This window comes from Nonomuraea sp. NPDC049607, assembly GCF_040675375.1.
Taxonomy (GTDB): domain Bacteria; phylum Actinomycetota; class Actinomycetes; order Streptosporangiales; family Streptosporangiaceae; genus Nonomuraea.
Genome location: NZ_JBFAOV010000006.1, coordinates 24,992 through 39,551, shown reverse-complemented (window position 1 = coordinate 39,551; position 14,560 = coordinate 24,992). Strand labels below are relative to the sequence as shown.

The window sequence follows — 14,560 nt, the reverse complement described above, 5'->3', positions numbered from 1 at the left end:
TTGCCTGTGGAAGATGCCCGATCACTGGCTTTGACGCGCACGACAGCGCAAACTGGATAGACGGCGATCGCGTGGAGCATGGAGCACCCGTGGACAATCACCTTGATCACATGCCGGTCCTGTCCCGCGGCAGGCATCGCAACCCGAAACGCGGCGCCTGTTTCATGGAACTGGCGTCCTATCTGGCCGGAGAGCGGTGGAGCGACCATCCGGCCTGCACCCATCCGCTGCTGGCCGCACTCGCCCGCCTGGTCAACGACAACACCGGCGACGAGAGCCGCGCCGAGCTGGTCGGGCTGGTGCCGTCCATCATCGGGCTGGCGGGCGACGACCTGCGGATCGACGCCCACATCGCGCTGCGCTGCGCGACCACGGCCCTGCCGGTCGCGGCCGCCGAACGCCAGCTCGCGCTGGCGGTGTCGGTGCTCGCGGCCGAGGAGATGCTGGCCAGGCTCGACGGCGCGCCGTCCGGGCGGCTGAGCGAGGCGAGCCGCAGGGCGATGGAGGAGGTGCCGCACGCGGCCGAGCAGGCCAGGCGCTTCAGCCGGGCGGCCAAGATCACCGAGAAGGGCTTCCGCCGGTACGCGGCGCCCAACGCGGTGCAGCTCGCCGTGGTCGGCATCGTCCAGGCGTGCATCAAGGACCCCGACGCGCTGCTGCGCAGGCTGCTGGAGGAGACGATCGCCGACTGCGAGGCGCTCATCCGCCGCCCGAAGGCCACCCGTCCGGCCGCCACGCCCGATTCCACTGTGCCCGATTCCACCGCGCCGGCACACGCCTGACCCGGTGACGTCCCTCCGGCGCCCGCTCGACGGGTTCCGGGGGACGTCCGCGTGCCCGTCCCGGAATGGGGGGAACGTGGGTGCGGGGCGGGAAAACCGCAGATCAGGCTAGCCTCTCCTTCGTTGCGGATCATGCCGGAAGGGCCTAGATTCCGTGGCGAATTGCCATTAAGGGGAGGATTGTCATGACTGTCGAGCTTGTTAGGCCCTACTCTCCTGAGAAGCACCACAGCCACCGTGACGTCACCGGCGGCTGGTTGCGTCCGGCGGTGTTCGGGGCGATGGACGGGCTGGTCTCCAACGTGGCGCTCATCGCCGGAGTCGTGGGGGCCGCGGGCGCCGGACGCGGCGCGGTGCTCGCCGGGTTCGCGGGCCTGGTCGCGGGGGCGTGCTCGATGGCGGCGGGCGAGTACACGTCGGTGAAGTCCCAGACCGAGCTGATGCGGGCCGAGATCGCCGTGGAGCGGCGCGAGCTGGCCCGCAACCCCGACGGGGAGCGGGCCGAGCTGGCCGCCCTCTACCGGTCGCGCGGCCTGGACGCCGACCTCGCGCGCCGCGTCGCCGAGGGCCTGTCGGCCGATCCGGAGCAGGCGTTGCGCGTGCACGTGCGCGAGGAACTGGGCGTGGACCCCGACGACCTGCCCTCGCCCTACCTGGCGGCGGGCTCGTCGTTCCTGGCCTTCGCGATGGGGGCGCTGGTGCCGCTGGCGCCGTTCCTGTTCGGGGCGTCGGGGCTGTTCCTGGCGCTGGCGCTGAGCATGGTGGCGCTGTTCGGGTTCGGCGCGGCGGTGGCCGTGATGACCGCGCGGCCGTGGTGGCTGGGCGGCCTGCGCCAGCTCGGGCTGGGCGCGGGTGCCGCCGCCGTCACCTTCGGCCTCGGGCACCTGCTCGGCGTCGCCGTCTCCTGACGCCGGCACGCCCGCCCAAAGCGCCCGCCCGCGGCCCCCGGGAGGCCGTTCAGGGGCGGCCGGCGACGGCCAGGTTGACGCCGAGGGCGATGAGCGCGGCGCCGGTCAGCCCGTCCACGGCCTTGCGCACGCCGGACCGGGCGAACACCCGGCGCAGCGTGCCGACCACGTTCGCCACCGTGAGGAACCAGACCACCGTGCCGGCCAGCGCGACCGCCGACAGCAGCAGCGTGCCGCCGAGCGCGGTGCCCTCCCTCACGAACTGCGGCACCAGGGCCACGAAGAACAGCGCGGCCTTGGGGTTGAGCACGTTGGTCAGCAGCCCTTCGGCGAAGGCCGCCCACGGGCCGTTGTCCGCGGGGCCCGGCAGGCCGAGGTCGAGCGGGCCGCCCTTGCGCAGGGCCGCGCGCAGCGCCTTGACCCCCAGGTAGAGCAGGTAGGCGGCGCCGACCACCTTGACCACGGTGAAGGCCATGGCCGAGGCCGCCAGCAACGCGGCCACGCCGGTGCCCGCGGCCACCACCCAGACGGCCACGCCCACGGCGATCCCGGCCGCCGCCGCCATGCCGTGCCCCCGGCCCGACAACGCCGAGCGGCGGACCACGACCGCGAAGTCGGGGCCGGGCGACATCGCCCCGAGCATCACCAGGGCACCGAGAGCCACGAAATGCGGCAAAGAGATCATCATGGCGTCCACCTTACGAGGACCCGGCCCTCCGGGACCAAGGTGGAGACCTCCCACGTCCAGCTCGGCACCGTGATCATCTCGGCGGGCTGGTCGAGCGTGACGGGCGTGTCCAGCAGGACGGAGTGAGGCGTGAGCGGCAGCCCGCCGCCGGGGATGACGACGGTGCACAGCGGGGTGCGCTGGCTGGGCCCGTCGGGCTCGTCCGCGTCGCTGGACACCCAGGTGGGCTCGCCGTCGAAGTACGTGCACACCAGCGCCCCCGCCGGCGCCGCGCAGGAGTGGCGCAGGGCGCCGGCGGGCAGCCAGGCGTGCTCCCCCGGCAGGTACGTCACTCCTGACACCCGCAGCTCGCCCTCCAGCAGCACGAACTCCTCCCCCGCCAGGTAGTGGCCGCGGCCGGGCCGGCTCCACCGGGGCGGGAGGCGGACCAGCGACGTGCCGCCGCCGAGCGGGGTGACGCGCATCGGCAGGTCGGAGCCGGGCACCAGGGCGTCGTGTCCGGGCAGCCCGGCGTCGAGCAGATCGATCAGCACATCAGTGGATGTGCCCGTTACCTCCTGCGATGCCACTTCTTGAAGATGGTCCGGATCGTCAGCACCAGGGCGAGCCCGACGAGCTGGCCGCCGAGCACGATCCGGTTGACGTCGACGGCCGGACGCCACCGCACCTCGCCGTCCTTGATCACGAACACCCCGGCGGGGGTGGCGCTGTAGCCGAAGCCGCCACCGCCGCCGCTGCCTCTCTCCTCACCCTTCTCGTCGAGGCCCTGCCCGTGGCCGGCCCCGCCGCCCTGGGCGACCCGGGCGACGGGGACGACCAGGACGTCGCCGTGGCGGATCGGCTCGCCGAAGACGCGCCTGACCGTGACGACGTCCTTCGACTGCTCCAACAGCTCCTTGATGTCCATGGCCCTCATCGTTCACCCGGATCGGCCGCTAGTCGAACGTGGTGGAGATCTCGTGCCAGCCGCCCGGCGCGATCTTCTCGGCCGGCTCCGGCCCCCAGGTGCCCTTCTCGTACGGCATCGGCCGGTCGGGCAGGTCGAGCAGCCGGCCCACGATCCGCCACGACTCCTCCACCAGGTCGAACCTGGCGAAGCGCCGCGGGTCGCCGCTGACGGCGTCGGTCAGGATGCGCTCGTAGGCGGCCTCCATGGGCCCGAGCACCTTGGTGAAGTCGACGCTCACCGGCACCGGGATCGTCCGTTGTCTGCCCGGCTCCTTGGCCAGCACGTCGAAGGTCACCCCGGCGTCGGGCTGCAGCCGGAACCTGATGAGGTTCGGCCCCGGCGGCACGTCGCCGCCCCGGAACATCGTCACCGGCGGCCTGCGCAGCTCGGCCACGATCTCCAGGTCGGTGGTGGGCAGCGCCTTGCCCGAGCGGATGCACCAGGGCACGCCCGCCCACCGCCAGCTGTCGATGTAGAGCCGCATGGCGACGAACGTCTCGGTGGTGGAGCCGGGCCGGACGCCCGGGGTGTCGAGGTAGCCGTCGTACTGGCCGCGTACGACGTGGGCCGGGTCGATGGCCTGGACCGCGCGCAGCACCCGCCACTTCTCGTCGAGCTGGGCGCGGGCGTCCATGGACGGCGGCGGGTCCATCGCCAGGATGGCCAGCAGTTGCAGCAGGTGGTTCTGGACCACGTCGCGGACCGTGCCATTGGCGTCGTAGAAGCCCCCGCGGTCGGCGACGTCGAAGTCCTCGGCCATGGTGATCTGCACGCTGCGCACGTAGTTCCGGTTCCACAGGGGTTCCAGCAGCATGTTGGCGAAGCGGAACACCATGAGGTCCTCGACCGGCTCCTTGCCCAGGAAGTGGTCGACCCGCCGCAGGTGGTCCTCGTCGAAGTACTTCAGCAGCTCGTCGTTGAGCCTGCGCGCCGAGTCCAGGTCGTGCCCGAACGGCTTCTCCACCACGAGCCTGGCGTCGTCGTTGAGCCCGGCCCCGGCCAGCCCCTCGGCGACGACGGAGAACAGCGCGGGCGGCACCGCCAGGTAGTGGACGAGGAACCCCTTGCCCTCCACCTCCGCCTTCAGCTTCGCGAACGTCTCGGGATCGCGGTAGTCGCCCGCCACCAGCCGCAGGTTGCCCGCCAGCTTCTCGAACGCCGCGTCCTGGACGCCGCCGCAGGCCTCGCGGGCGTGCTCGCGCAGCCCGTCGAGGTCCATGTCGGTCTTGGCGACGCCGATGATCGGCAGGTCGAGCCTGCCGTCGGCGCTCAGGTGGTAGAGCGCGGGAAGCAGCATCTTGCGCGCGAGGTCGCCGGTGACGCCGAACAGGACCAGCGCGCCCGCCTTCCCCTCCCCCATCTCAGACCTGCCTTCCGCGCAGCTCGCGGTACCTGCGGACGAGCTGTTCGGTCGAGGAGTCGGGGAAGGTCTGCGGCGGCTCCTCGGAGGTGAGCGCGGGCGCCACGTCGAGCGCCATCTTCTTGCCCAGCTCGACGCCCCACTGGTCGAAGGAGTCGACGCCCCAGATCGTGCCCTCGACGAACACGATGTGCTCGTACAGCGCGACGAGCTGGCCCAGCGTGGACGGCGTGAGCTTGGTCACCAGGATCGTCGAGGTGGGCCGGTTGCCCGGCATCACCTTGTGCGGCACGATCTCCGGCGGCGTGCCCTCGGCCGCGATCTCCTCGGCGGTCTTGCCGAAGGCCAGCGCGCTGGTCTGGGCGAGGAGGTTGGCGGTGAGCTGGTCGTGCATGCCCTCGCGGTCCTCGAACGGCTCGGCGAAGCCGATGAAGTCGGCCGGGACGAGCCGGGTGCCCTGGTGCAGGAGCTGGTAGAAGGCGTGCTGGCCGTTGGTGCCGGGCTCGCCCCAGAAGATCTCGCCGGTCGGGACGGTGACCGGGCGGCCGTCGGCGCGCACCGACTTGCCGTTGGACTCCATCGTGAGCTGCTGGAGGTAGGCGGGGAAACGGTGCAGCCGCTGGCTGTAGGGCAGCACGGCGCGGGTCTCGGCGCCGAAGAAGTCGGTGTACCAGATGCCGAGCAGGGCCATCAGGACCGGCATGTTGGCGTTGAACGGCGCGGTGCGGAAGTGCTGGTCCATGCTGTGGAAGCCGGACAGCATCTCGCGGAACCGCTCGGGCCCGACCGCGATCATCAGGGACAGGCCGATGGCGCCGTCGTAGGAGTAGCGGCCGCCCACCCAGTCCCAGAAGCCGAACATGTTGTCGGTGTCGATGCCGAACTCGGCGACCTTCTCGGCGTTGGTGGAGACGGCCACGAAGTGCTTGGAGACCGCGTCCTCGCCCAGCGCGCCGACCAGCCAGGAGCGGGCGACCCTGGCGTTGGTCAGCGTCTCCAGCGTGGTGAAGGTCTTGGACGCGACCACGAACAGCGTGGTGGCCGGGTCGAGGTCGCGCAGGTTGCCGAGGATGTCGGCGGGGTCGATGTTGGAGACGAACCTGGCCTCGACGCCGGCGTCCACGTAGTCGCGCAGCGCCTCGTAGGCCATGGCCGGGCCGAGGTCGGAGCCGCCGATGCCGATGTTGACCACGGTCCTGATCGGCTGCCCGGTGGCGCCCTTCCACTCCTTGGACCTGACCCGGTCGGCGAAGGCGCTCATCTTGTCCAGCACCGCGTGCACGTCGGCCACGACGTCCTGGCCGTCCACGACCAGCTCGGCGTTCTTCCGCATGCGCAGCGCGACGTGCAGGACGGCGCGGTCCTCGCTCACGTTGATGTGCTCGCCGCCGAACATCGCGGCGATGCGCTCGCGCAGGCCCGACCGCTCGGCCAGGGCCACCAGCAGGCCGATCGTCTCCTGGGTGGCGCGGTGCTTGGCGTAGTCGAGGTAGAGGTCCCCGGCGCTCACCGTCATCCGCCCGGCCCTGCCCGGGTCCTCCGCGAACAGCTCACGCAGCTGCTTTCCCGCCAGCTCCTCGTGATGCTTGCCCAGAGCCGCCCACTCCTGGCTCTGGCTGATGTCGCCGTTCACCGCTTCCTCCTCGTGTGTCGCCAAACCTGATCACATCGTCCCGTACTCGCGGGAGATCCGCTGAACCGGGCTCCCGACAGGGAACCCCGTACCCCACGGGGATGATTCCGCGCACGGCGGCGGTCACTCTTTGCCTTCAGTGGGACTCGCGGCCGACGGCGTCGCCGGAGGAGCCCGTCAGGAAGTCGAGATCGGCGCCCTGGTGGGCCTGGGTGACGTGGTCGACGTACAGGCGCTCCCAGCCGCGGGCCGGGCGGGCATGGCCGGTCATGACCGGTTTCCTGGCGGCCAGCTCGGCCTCGGGGACGTCCACGTCGAGCCTCCTGGCGGCCACGTCGAGCACGATCGGGTCGCCGGTGCGCACCCTGGCCAGCGGGCCGCCGGCCGCCGCCTCGGGCGAGGCGTGCAGGACGACCGTGCCGTACGCGGTGCCGCTCATCCGGGCGTCGCTGACCCGCACCATGTCGCGGACGCCCCTGGCCAGCAGCTTGCGCGGCAGCGGCAGGTTGCCGACCTCCGGCATGCCCGGGTAGCCCTTGGGCCCGCAGCCGCGCAGCACCAGCACCGAGGTCTCGTCCACGTCGAGGTCGGGCGAGTCGAGCCGGGCGCGGGCGTCCTCGACGCCGTCGAAGACGATCGCCCGGCCGCGGTGCCGCAGCAGCTCCGGCGAGGCGGCCGCGGGTTTGATCACGGCGCCGTCGGGCGCGAGGTTGCCGCGAAGCACGGCGATGCCGGCGTCGGGCAGCAGCGGGTCGGAGCGCCGCCTGATCACGGTGTCGTCCCAGATCTCGGCGCCGGCCAGGTGCTCGACCAGCGGCCTGCCGGTGACGGTGATCGCCGCCGGGTCGAGCAGGTCCTCGACCTCCCGCAGCAAGGCGGTCAGCCCGCCGGCCCTGAACAGGTCGTCCATCAGGTGGCGTCCGGCCGGCTGGAGGTCGGCCAGCAGCGGCACGCCGGAGCCGGCGCGGTCGAAGTCGTCGAGGCCCAGCTCGACGCCGAGCCGCCCGGCGACGGCCAGCAGGTGCACGACCGCGTTGGTCGAGCCGCCGATCGCGGCCAGCGTCACGATGGCGTTGAGGAAGGAGGCCCTGGTCATCACGTGGCTGGGCCGCCGGCCCGCGCGGACCAGCTCGACGGCGAGCCTGCCGCTCTGGTGCGAGCGCTCCAGCAGGCGGCTGTCGGGGGCGGGGGTGCCGGCCGTGCCGGGCAGCGTCATGCCCAGCGCCTCGGCCATGCAGGCCATGGTGGAGGCGGTGCCCATCGTGTTGCAGTGGCCGCGGCTGCGGATCATGGACGACTCGGAGGCGAGGAACGCCTCGCGGGAGAGCGTGCCGGCCCGCACCTCCTCGCTGAGCCGCCACACGTCGGTGCCGCAGCCGAGCGGCACGCCGCGGAAGTGCCCGGTCAGCATCGGGCCGCCGGGCACCACGAGCGCCGGCAGGTCGACCGAGGCGGCGGCCATGAGCAGCGCGGGAATGGTCTTGTCGCAGCCGCCGAGCAGCACCACGCCGTCGATCGGGTTGGCCCGCAGCAGCTCCTCGGCGGCCATCGCGGCCAGGTTGCGCCAGAGCATCGCGGTCGGGCGCACGTTCGTCTCGCCCAGGGACAGGACGGGCAGGTCGAGAGGCACGCCGCCGGCCTCCCACACGCCGTTGCCGACGCTGCGGGCGATCTCGTCGAGGTGGGAGTTGCACGGCGCGAGGTCGGAGGCGCTGTTGGCGATCGCGATGTGCGGCCGCTCCCCCTCGAACGCCTCGCGCGGCAGGCCGCGGCGCATCCAGGCCCGGTGGATGTAGGAGTTCCGGTCGTCACCCGCGTACCAGAGGGAACTGCGCAGTGCCATGTGACGGCACATTATCGGCAGTCCGGGGGATTCAGCATCGCCTGTAGAGGAATGGGCAGGGCATGGACCACATAGACGCGTACTGGCGGGCGGCCAACTACCTGTCCGTCGGGCAGATCTACCTGCTGGACAATCCGCTCCTGGCCGAGCCGTTGCGTCCCGAGCACATCAAGCCGCGCCTGCTCGGCCACTGGGGCACCACCCCGGGGCTGAACTTCTGCTTCGCCCACCTCAACCGGGTGATCTCCGAGCGCGACCAGGACATGATCTACATCGCCGGGCCCGGGCACGGCGGACCGGCCGCCGTGGCGCACGCCTGGCTGGAGGGCACCTACACCGAGCGTTATCCGGACGTCTCGCAGGACGTCGAGGGCATGCGGCGGCTGTTCCGCCAGTTCTCCTTCCCCGGCGGCATCCCCAGCCACGTCGCGCCCGAGACCCCCGGCTCCATCCACGAGGGCGGCGAGCTGGGCTACTCCCTGGCCCACGCCTACGGCGCCGCGTTCGACAACCCCGGCCTGGTGGTGGCCTGCGTCATCGGCGACGGCGAGGCCGAGACCGGCCCGCTGGCCGCGAGCTGGCACTCCGGCAAGTTCCTCGACCCCCGGCACGACGGCGTCGTGCTCCCCATCCTGCACCTGAACGGCTACAAGATCGCCAACCCCACCGTACTGGCCCGCATCCCCGAGCAGGAGCTGTTCAAGCTCATGGAGGGGTACGGCTACCGCCCCCACCTCGTCGGCCCCTCGCACGAGGAGATGGCCGCCACCCTCGACACCGTCTTCGACGAGATCGCCGAGTACAAGGACGGCCAGGACCGGCGGCTGCCGATGATCGTCCTGCGGACGCCGAAGGGCTGGACCGGCCCGCGCGAGGTGGACGGCAAGCCAGTCGAGGGCACCTGGCGGGCCCACCAGGTGCCGCTGTCGGCGGTCCGGGAGAACCCGGCGCACCTGGCCATGCTGGAGGAGTGGATGCGCTCGTACCGGCCGGAGGAGTTGTTCGGCTCCGGCGGGAAGCCGGTCGAGGAGGTGCTGGCGACGGTGCCGCGGGGGCCGCTGCGGATGAGCGCCAACCCGCACGCCAACGGCGGCGAGCTGCTTCAGCCGCTGCGGCTGCCGGACTTCCGCAGGCACGCCGTCGAGGTCAAGTCACCGGCCGCCCGGCTGACCGAGCCGACGCGGGTGCTCGGCGCCTTCCTGCGGGACGTGATCGCCGGGAACCCGCGCAACTTCCGGCTGATGGGCCCCGACGAGACCGCCTCCAACCGGCTGCAGGACGTGTTCGAGGTCACCGACCGGGCGTGGGAGGCCGAGCTGCTGCCCACGGACGAGAACCTGGCCCCCGGCGGCCGGGTGATGGAGGTGCTGAGCGAGCACCTGTGCCAGGGCTGGCTGGAGGGCTACCTGCTGACCGGCCGGCACGGGCTGTTCAACTGCTACGAGGCGTTCATCCACATCGTGGACGCCATGTTCAACCAGCACGCCAAGTGGCTGGAGTCGTCGCAGAAGATCTCGTGGCGGCGGCCGGTGGCGTCGCTGACGTACCTGCTGTCGTCGCACGTGTGGCGGCAGGACCACAACGGCTTCAGCCACCAGGACCCGGGCTTCCTGGACGTGGTCGTCAACAAGAAGGCGTCGGTGGTGCGGGTCTACCTGCCGCCGGACGCCAACACCCTGCTGTCGGTGGCCGACCACTGCCTGCGCTCGCGCGACTACGTCAACGTGATCGTGGCGGGCAAGCAGCCGGTGCTGGACCTGTTCACCATGGAAGAGGCGATCGCGCACAACACGCGCGGCCTGGGCATCCTGCCGTGGGCCTCCACCGACCAGGGCAGCGAGCCGGACGTGGTGCTGGGCTGCGCGGGCGACGTGCCGACGCAGGAGACGCTGGCCGCGGCGGCGCTGCTGCGCGAGCACCTGCCCGAGCTGAAGGTGCGCGTCGTGAACGTGGTGGACCTGATGCGGCTGCAACCGCGGTCGGAGCATCCGCACGGCATGCCGGACGCCGAGTTCGACACGCTGTTCACCGTGGACCGGCCGATCATCTTCAACTTCCACGGCTATCCCTCGCTCATCCACCAGCTCGCCTACCGCCGGCGCGGCCACGCCAACCTGCACGTGCGCGGCTACAAGGAGGAGGGCACCACGACCACGCCGTTCGACATGGCCATGCTCAACGACATCGACCGCTACCACCTGGTCATCGACGTCATCGACCGGGTGCCGGGGCTCGGTTCCAAGGCGGCGCACCTGCGGCAGCGGATGAGCGACGCGCGGCTGCGGGCCCGCGCGTACACCAGGGAGCACGGCGAGGACCCGGCGGAGATCAGGTCGTGGACATGGCCGGCCGAATTCTCGTCCTGAACACCGGCTCCTCCTCGATCAAGTACGAGCTGGTGGACCTGGGCACCGGCGGGCGTCCGGCGCGCGGGCTGGTGGAGCGCATCGGCGAGGAGCGCGGGCGGCTGACTCACCAGACGGGCGGCGGGCCGCCGTACGTGCGGGAGGAGCGCTTCCCGGGGCACGCCGAGGGGCTGGAGGCCATGCTGAAGGCGTTCGCGGAGGCCGGGCCCGAGCTGGATCCGGACGCGGTCGGACACCGGGTCGTGCACGGCGGCACCCGCTTCACCGGCCCGGCGCTCGTCGACGACGACGTGATCGCCGCGATCGAGGACCTGGCGCCGCTCGCGCCGCTGCACAACCCGGTGAACCTGGCCGGGATCCGGGTGGCGCGGGCGGCCTTCCCCGGGGTGCCGCAGGTGGCGGTGTTCGACACGGCGTTCCAGCTCACGTTGCCGCCGCAGGCGTACACGTACGCGGTGCCGCGGGACTGGCGGGAGCTCGGCGTGCGCCGCTACGGCTTCCACGGCACCTCCTGCGCCTACGTCTCCCGCCGCGCCGCCGCCTTCCTCGGCCGCGACCTCGACGGCCTCGACCTCGTCGTGCTGCACCTGGGCAACGGCGCCAGCGCGACGGCGATGTCCGGCGGGCGCAGCGTGGACACCTCCATGGGGCTGACCCCGCTGGAGGGGCTGGTGATGGGCACCCGTTCCGGCGACGTGGACCCCGCGATCGCCGGCTACCTGGCACGGGTGCGCGGCATGGGCGGCGAGGAGGTGGAACGCGCGCTCAGCCACGAGGGCGGCCTGCGCGCCCTGGCCGGGACGCTCGACATGCGCGAGGTACGGGCCCGCGACGACGAGGAGGCCCGGCTGGCCCTGGAGGTCTACACCCGGCGCATCCGCAAGTACGTCGGCGCCTACTACGCGCTGCTCGGCCGCCTGGACGCGATCGTGTTCACCGGCGGGGTCGGCGAGCACGACGCGGCCACCCGCGCGGAGTCCCTGGCCGGGCTCGACCGGCTCGGCATCACCGTGGACCCGGAGCTGAACGCGGCGGGCCCGGACGGGGAGCGGGCGGTGTCACCGCCGGGCGCGGAGGTGGCGGTGCTGGTCATCCCCACCGACGAGGAATGGGAGATCGCCCGCCAGGCCCTGGAGGTCCTCCCCCGCTCGTGAACCTCGTGCGGTCAGGGCCGGTGGGGGACGGCGGGGACCCAGAAGTCCACCGTGGTCCCGCAGCCGGGGCGGCCGCTCAGGCTCCACCAGCCGCCCGCGATCTCGGCCCGCTCGCGCATCTCGACCAGCCCGAAGTGCCGCAGCGGCCCCTCCGCGGGCGGCGGCGGCCCGGCGTCGTCGTCGGCTACCCGTACGTGCACGCCGCGGTCGAGCGAGACCAGCGAGAGCCGGATCGAGGTGGCGCGGGCGTGCTTGCGCACGTTCGTGATCGCCTCCTGGCAGATCCGGAAGATGGTGACGGCGGCCTCGGGCGGCGGGTCGGCGTCGAGGCGATGGGTGATCTCGAACGTCAGCCCGGTGCCGGCCGTCACCTGCCGCAGGTAACCGGCCAGGCCCTCGACCAGGCCCTCCTGGTCGAGGGCCGGCGGGCGCAGCTCGAACGTCAGGTCGCGCAGGCGGGCGACGGCGGCCTCGACCGCCTCGCCGACGCCCCGGAGCTCGGCGGCCTGCTCGCGGCCGAGGCCGCCCTCCATCGCGCGCAGGCGCATGCCGACGGCGACCATGGTCTGGATCGTGTCGTCGTGCACGTCGTAGGCGATGCGCCGGCGTTCCATCTCCTGGGCCCGCACCAGGTGGGCCAGCAGCATGCCGCGCTCGTCGAGGGCGCGGGCCACGTTGCGGCGCTCGGTGAGGTCGCGGGTGACCTTGCCGAACCCGCGCAGCTCGCCTCGGTCGTCGTAGAGGGCCGTGATGACCACGCTGGCCCAGAACCTGGTGCCGTCCTTGCGGACGCGCCAGCCCTCCTCCTCCCACCGGCCGTCGGCGACGGCGACCTCCAGCTCCATGGCGGGCTTGCCGGCCGCGACGTCCTCGGGCGGGTAGAAGACCGAGAAGTGGGTGCCGAGGATCTCCTCGGCGCGGTAGCCCTTGATGCGTTCGGCGCCGGCGTTCCAGCTCACGATCCGGCCCTGGTCGTCGAGCATGAAGATGGCGTAGTCGACGACGTTCTGGACCAGCAGGCGGAAGCGCTCCTCGCTGTCGCGCACCGCCTGCTCGGCCAAGCGGCGCTCGGTCAGGTCGCCGGTGACCTTGCCGAACCCGCGCAGCAGGCCCCGCTCGTCGCGGAGGGCGGTGATGACCACGCGGGCCCAGAATCTGGCGCCGTCCTTGCGGATCCGCCAGCCCTCGTCGGCCACCCGGCCGGCGGCCGCCGCCCGGCCCAGCAGTTGCTCGGGCCGGCCGGCCGCGACGTCCTCGGGCGGGTGGAACACGGAGAAGTGCCTGCCGATGATCTCCTCGGCCCGGTAGCCCTTGATGCGTTCGGCGCCGGCGTTCCAGCTGGTCACGTGGCCGGAGGAGTCGAGAAGGCAGATCGAGTAGTCGACGACGCTTCGGACGAGCAGCTGAATGTCGTCTGACTGCCTGTCTTGACCGGGCATACTGCAGCTTCGCACGGTCCGGCGGAAGACCGGAACCCGGTCAGGCCCGGGAGTGCTCCTGGGCGGGCGCGCCGACGTGCTGCGCCATCTCGCACCACACCACCTTGCCGCCGTCCTCGCCGTCGTCGCCGTCCTCGTCGCGGGAGAAGCCCCAGCCGGTGGACAGCAGCTCGATGACGCGCAGACCCCAGCCGTTGTCCGGTCCGGGCTCGCGCGGCTCGGGCAGGCCGGCGCCGGAGTCGCGCACCTCGATCCGCACGTGGGAGGAGGTGCAGCGGATGCGTAAGGCGGGCGGGCCGTCGCCGTGGACGAGCGCGTTGGTCACCAGCTCGGAGACGACGAGCAGGACGTCCTCGCGACGTCCGCGGTAGCCGCACTCGGCCAGCGCCTCGCGTGCTCTCTGACGCGCCGCGGTGATGCTGCCCATTTCCTCCGGCAGCCGGGTGTCCACCTGGTACGGCGCAGCGAAACTGCCCATCCTCCAACTGTCGGGCAGTACAGGGTCGATCACGAGACGCAGTGGAACCAGCGCGTCCGGTGCGGATGCGGGACGCGTACTGGTGCATCTGCGTCAGTCGAGCAGCCCTTCCCTGCGCGCGACGGCCACGGCCTCCAGCTTGGACCGGGCCCCGAGCTTCTCCAGGACATGCTGGACGTGGTTGCGCGCGGTGTTGCGGGCCACGCCGAGCCGCGCGCCGATCTCGATCGTGCTCGCCCCTTCGGCCAGCAGCCGCAGCGTCTCGCGCTCGCGCGCGGTCAGCGCCGCGCCGGGGCTGCGCACCCGGCCGGTCAGCCGGTCGAGCACGCCGGGCAGCAGGCCGGGCGCGAACACCACACCGCCGGCGGCCACCTCGCGCACCGCCGACTCCAGCTCCTCCAGCCTGGACGACTTCACCAGCAGGCCCGCGCCGCCCGCCTCCACCACCCGGGCGGCGACGGAGGCGGTGGCCTCGCCGGTCAGCACCAGCACCCGGGCCATGGGCGCGGCGGCCCGGAACCGGCCGATGGCCTCGACACCGTCGCCGTCGGGCAGCCGCCGGTCGAGCACCACGACGTCGGGCCGGCGGCGGGCGGTCTCGGCGAGGGCGGCGGCGACGGTGCCCGCCTGCGCCACGACCTCGATGCCCGGCGCCCGGCCGAGCGCCAGGCCGATGGCCTCGGCCACCATCGCGTGGTCCTCCACGAGCAGCAGCCGGATGGAGGCGGTGGTCGGCATCGCTTCGTCTCGCTTCTCCCGCGGCAACGTCCCCAGCAGTCTGCCACCCGCGTCCGGCCCCCGCCGCCCGTTCGCGCCGCCCGTTCCCCCAGGCCGGACGGGCGGAGCGACGCCGCGCGCGTTCCCCGCCGGGCGGGGGCGGGCGGGATTCGAGGAGGTCGGAGGGCCGGGAGCGTTGGTAGTGTTGTCCAGAAATATGCGCATTTTTTAGATGGGTGGGAT

General features: G+C 72.5%; 13 protein-coding genes. 4 read left to right on the top strand and 9 right to left on the bottom strand.

Features of this window, described 5'->3' with window-relative positions:
• Nucleotides 1-89 precede the first annotated feature (89 nt).
• Together AB0J97_RS14020 and AB0J97_RS14015 are read left to right on the top strand one after the other, a co-directional pair.
• Nucleotides 90-782 carry a hypothetical protein gene (locus AB0J97_RS14020; protein ID WP_357706486.1) on the top strand — a complete coding sequence of 231 codons (693 nt, stop codon included), beginning with the start codon at nt 90-92 and terminating at the stop codon, nt 780-782.
• Nucleotides 783-967: 185 nt separating this feature from the next.
• Nucleotides 968-1,690, top strand: coding sequence for a VIT1/CCC1 transporter family protein (locus tag AB0J97_RS14015; RefSeq protein ID WP_364088132.1), 723 nt, complete (start codon nt 968-970; stop codon nt 1,688-1,690).
• Nucleotides 1,691-1,739: 49 nt separating this feature from the next.
• On the opposite strand, the gene AB0J97_RS14010 is transcribed toward AB0J97_RS14015, so the two are convergent.
• From AB0J97_RS14010 to AB0J97_RS13985, 6 genes are all read right to left on the bottom strand, one after another.
• Nucleotides 1,740-2,378 (bottom strand): LysE family translocator, encoded by a 639-nt coding sequence (locus AB0J97_RS14010; protein ID WP_364088130.1) that lies wholly within the window; start codon nt 2,376-2,378, stop codon nt 1,740-1,742.
• On the bottom strand, nt 2,375-2,911 hold the full coding sequence (locus tag AB0J97_RS14005) for a hypothetical protein (RefSeq protein ID WP_364088128.1): 537 nt from the start codon (nt 2,909-2,911) through the stop codon (nt 2,375-2,377). Before AB0J97_RS14005 ends, AB0J97_RS14010 begins: the two co-directional genes overlap by 4 nt.
• Before the next feature lie 17 nt (nt 2,912-2,928).
• Nucleotides 2,929-3,285 carry a spore germination protein GerW family protein gene (locus AB0J97_RS14000; RefSeq protein ID WP_357706492.1) on the bottom strand — a complete coding sequence of 119 codons (357 nt, stop codon included), beginning with the start codon at nt 3,283-3,285 and terminating at the stop codon, nt 2,929-2,931.
• Between the two features lie 28 nt (nt 3,286-3,313).
• The gene (gene zwf / locus AB0J97_RS13995) at nt 3,314-4,687 is read right to left on the bottom strand and encodes a glucose-6-phosphate dehydrogenase (protein ID WP_357706493.1); all 1,374 of its coding nucleotides are present in this window, start codon (nt 4,685-4,687) and stop codon (nt 3,314-3,316) included.
• Between the two features lies 1 nt (nt 4,688).
• A complete protein-coding gene (gene pgi / locus AB0J97_RS13990; protein WP_364088125.1) occupies nt 4,689-6,320 on the bottom strand; it encodes a glucose-6-phosphate isomerase in 1,632 nt (543 codons plus the stop codon).
• A 136-nt stretch (nt 6,321-6,456) separates the two neighbouring features.
• On the bottom strand, nt 6,457-8,163 hold the full coding sequence (locus AB0J97_RS13985; RefSeq protein WP_364088123.1) for an IlvD/Edd family dehydratase: 1,707 nt from the start codon (nt 8,161-8,163) through the stop codon (nt 6,457-6,459).
• A 62-nt stretch (nt 8,164-8,225) separates the two neighbouring features.
• On the opposite strand from AB0J97_RS13985, the gene AB0J97_RS13980 reads away from it, so the two are divergent.
• Nucleotides 8,226-10,529: a phosphoketolase family protein gene (locus tag AB0J97_RS13980; protein ID WP_364088121.1), complete on the top strand. Its 2,304-nt coding sequence runs from the start codon at nt 8,226-8,228 to the stop codon at nt 10,527-10,529.
• The gene (locus AB0J97_RS13975; protein ID WP_364088119.1) at nt 10,505-11,683 is read left to right on the top strand and encodes an acetate kinase; all 1,179 of its coding nucleotides are present in this window, start codon (nt 10,505-10,507) and stop codon (nt 11,681-11,683) included. Before AB0J97_RS13980 ends, AB0J97_RS13975 begins: the two co-directional genes overlap by 25 nt.
• A gap of 11 nt (nt 11,684-11,694) precedes the next feature.
• Here AB0J97_RS13975 and AB0J97_RS13970 read toward each other — a convergent pair whose 3' ends face one another.
• The 3 genes from AB0J97_RS13970 to AB0J97_RS13960 form a co-directional block, all read right to left on the bottom strand.
• Nucleotides 11,695-13,122 (bottom strand): PAS domain S-box protein, encoded by a 1,428-nt coding sequence (locus AB0J97_RS13970; RefSeq protein WP_364088117.1) that lies wholly within the window; start codon nt 13,120-13,122, stop codon nt 11,695-11,697.
• 40 nt (nt 13,123-13,162) lie between these two features.
• Nucleotides 13,163-13,600: an ATP-binding protein gene (locus tag AB0J97_RS13965; protein WP_364088114.1), complete on the bottom strand. Its 438-nt coding sequence runs from the start codon at nt 13,598-13,600 to the stop codon at nt 13,163-13,165.
• A 93-nt stretch (nt 13,601-13,693) separates the two neighbouring features.
• Nucleotides 13,694-14,338, bottom strand: a complete 645-nt coding sequence (locus tag AB0J97_RS13960) for a response regulator transcription factor (protein ID WP_357706505.1) — start codon at nt 14,336-14,338, stop codon at nt 13,694-13,696.
• Between the last annotated feature and the right edge of the window lie 222 nt (nt 14,339-14,560).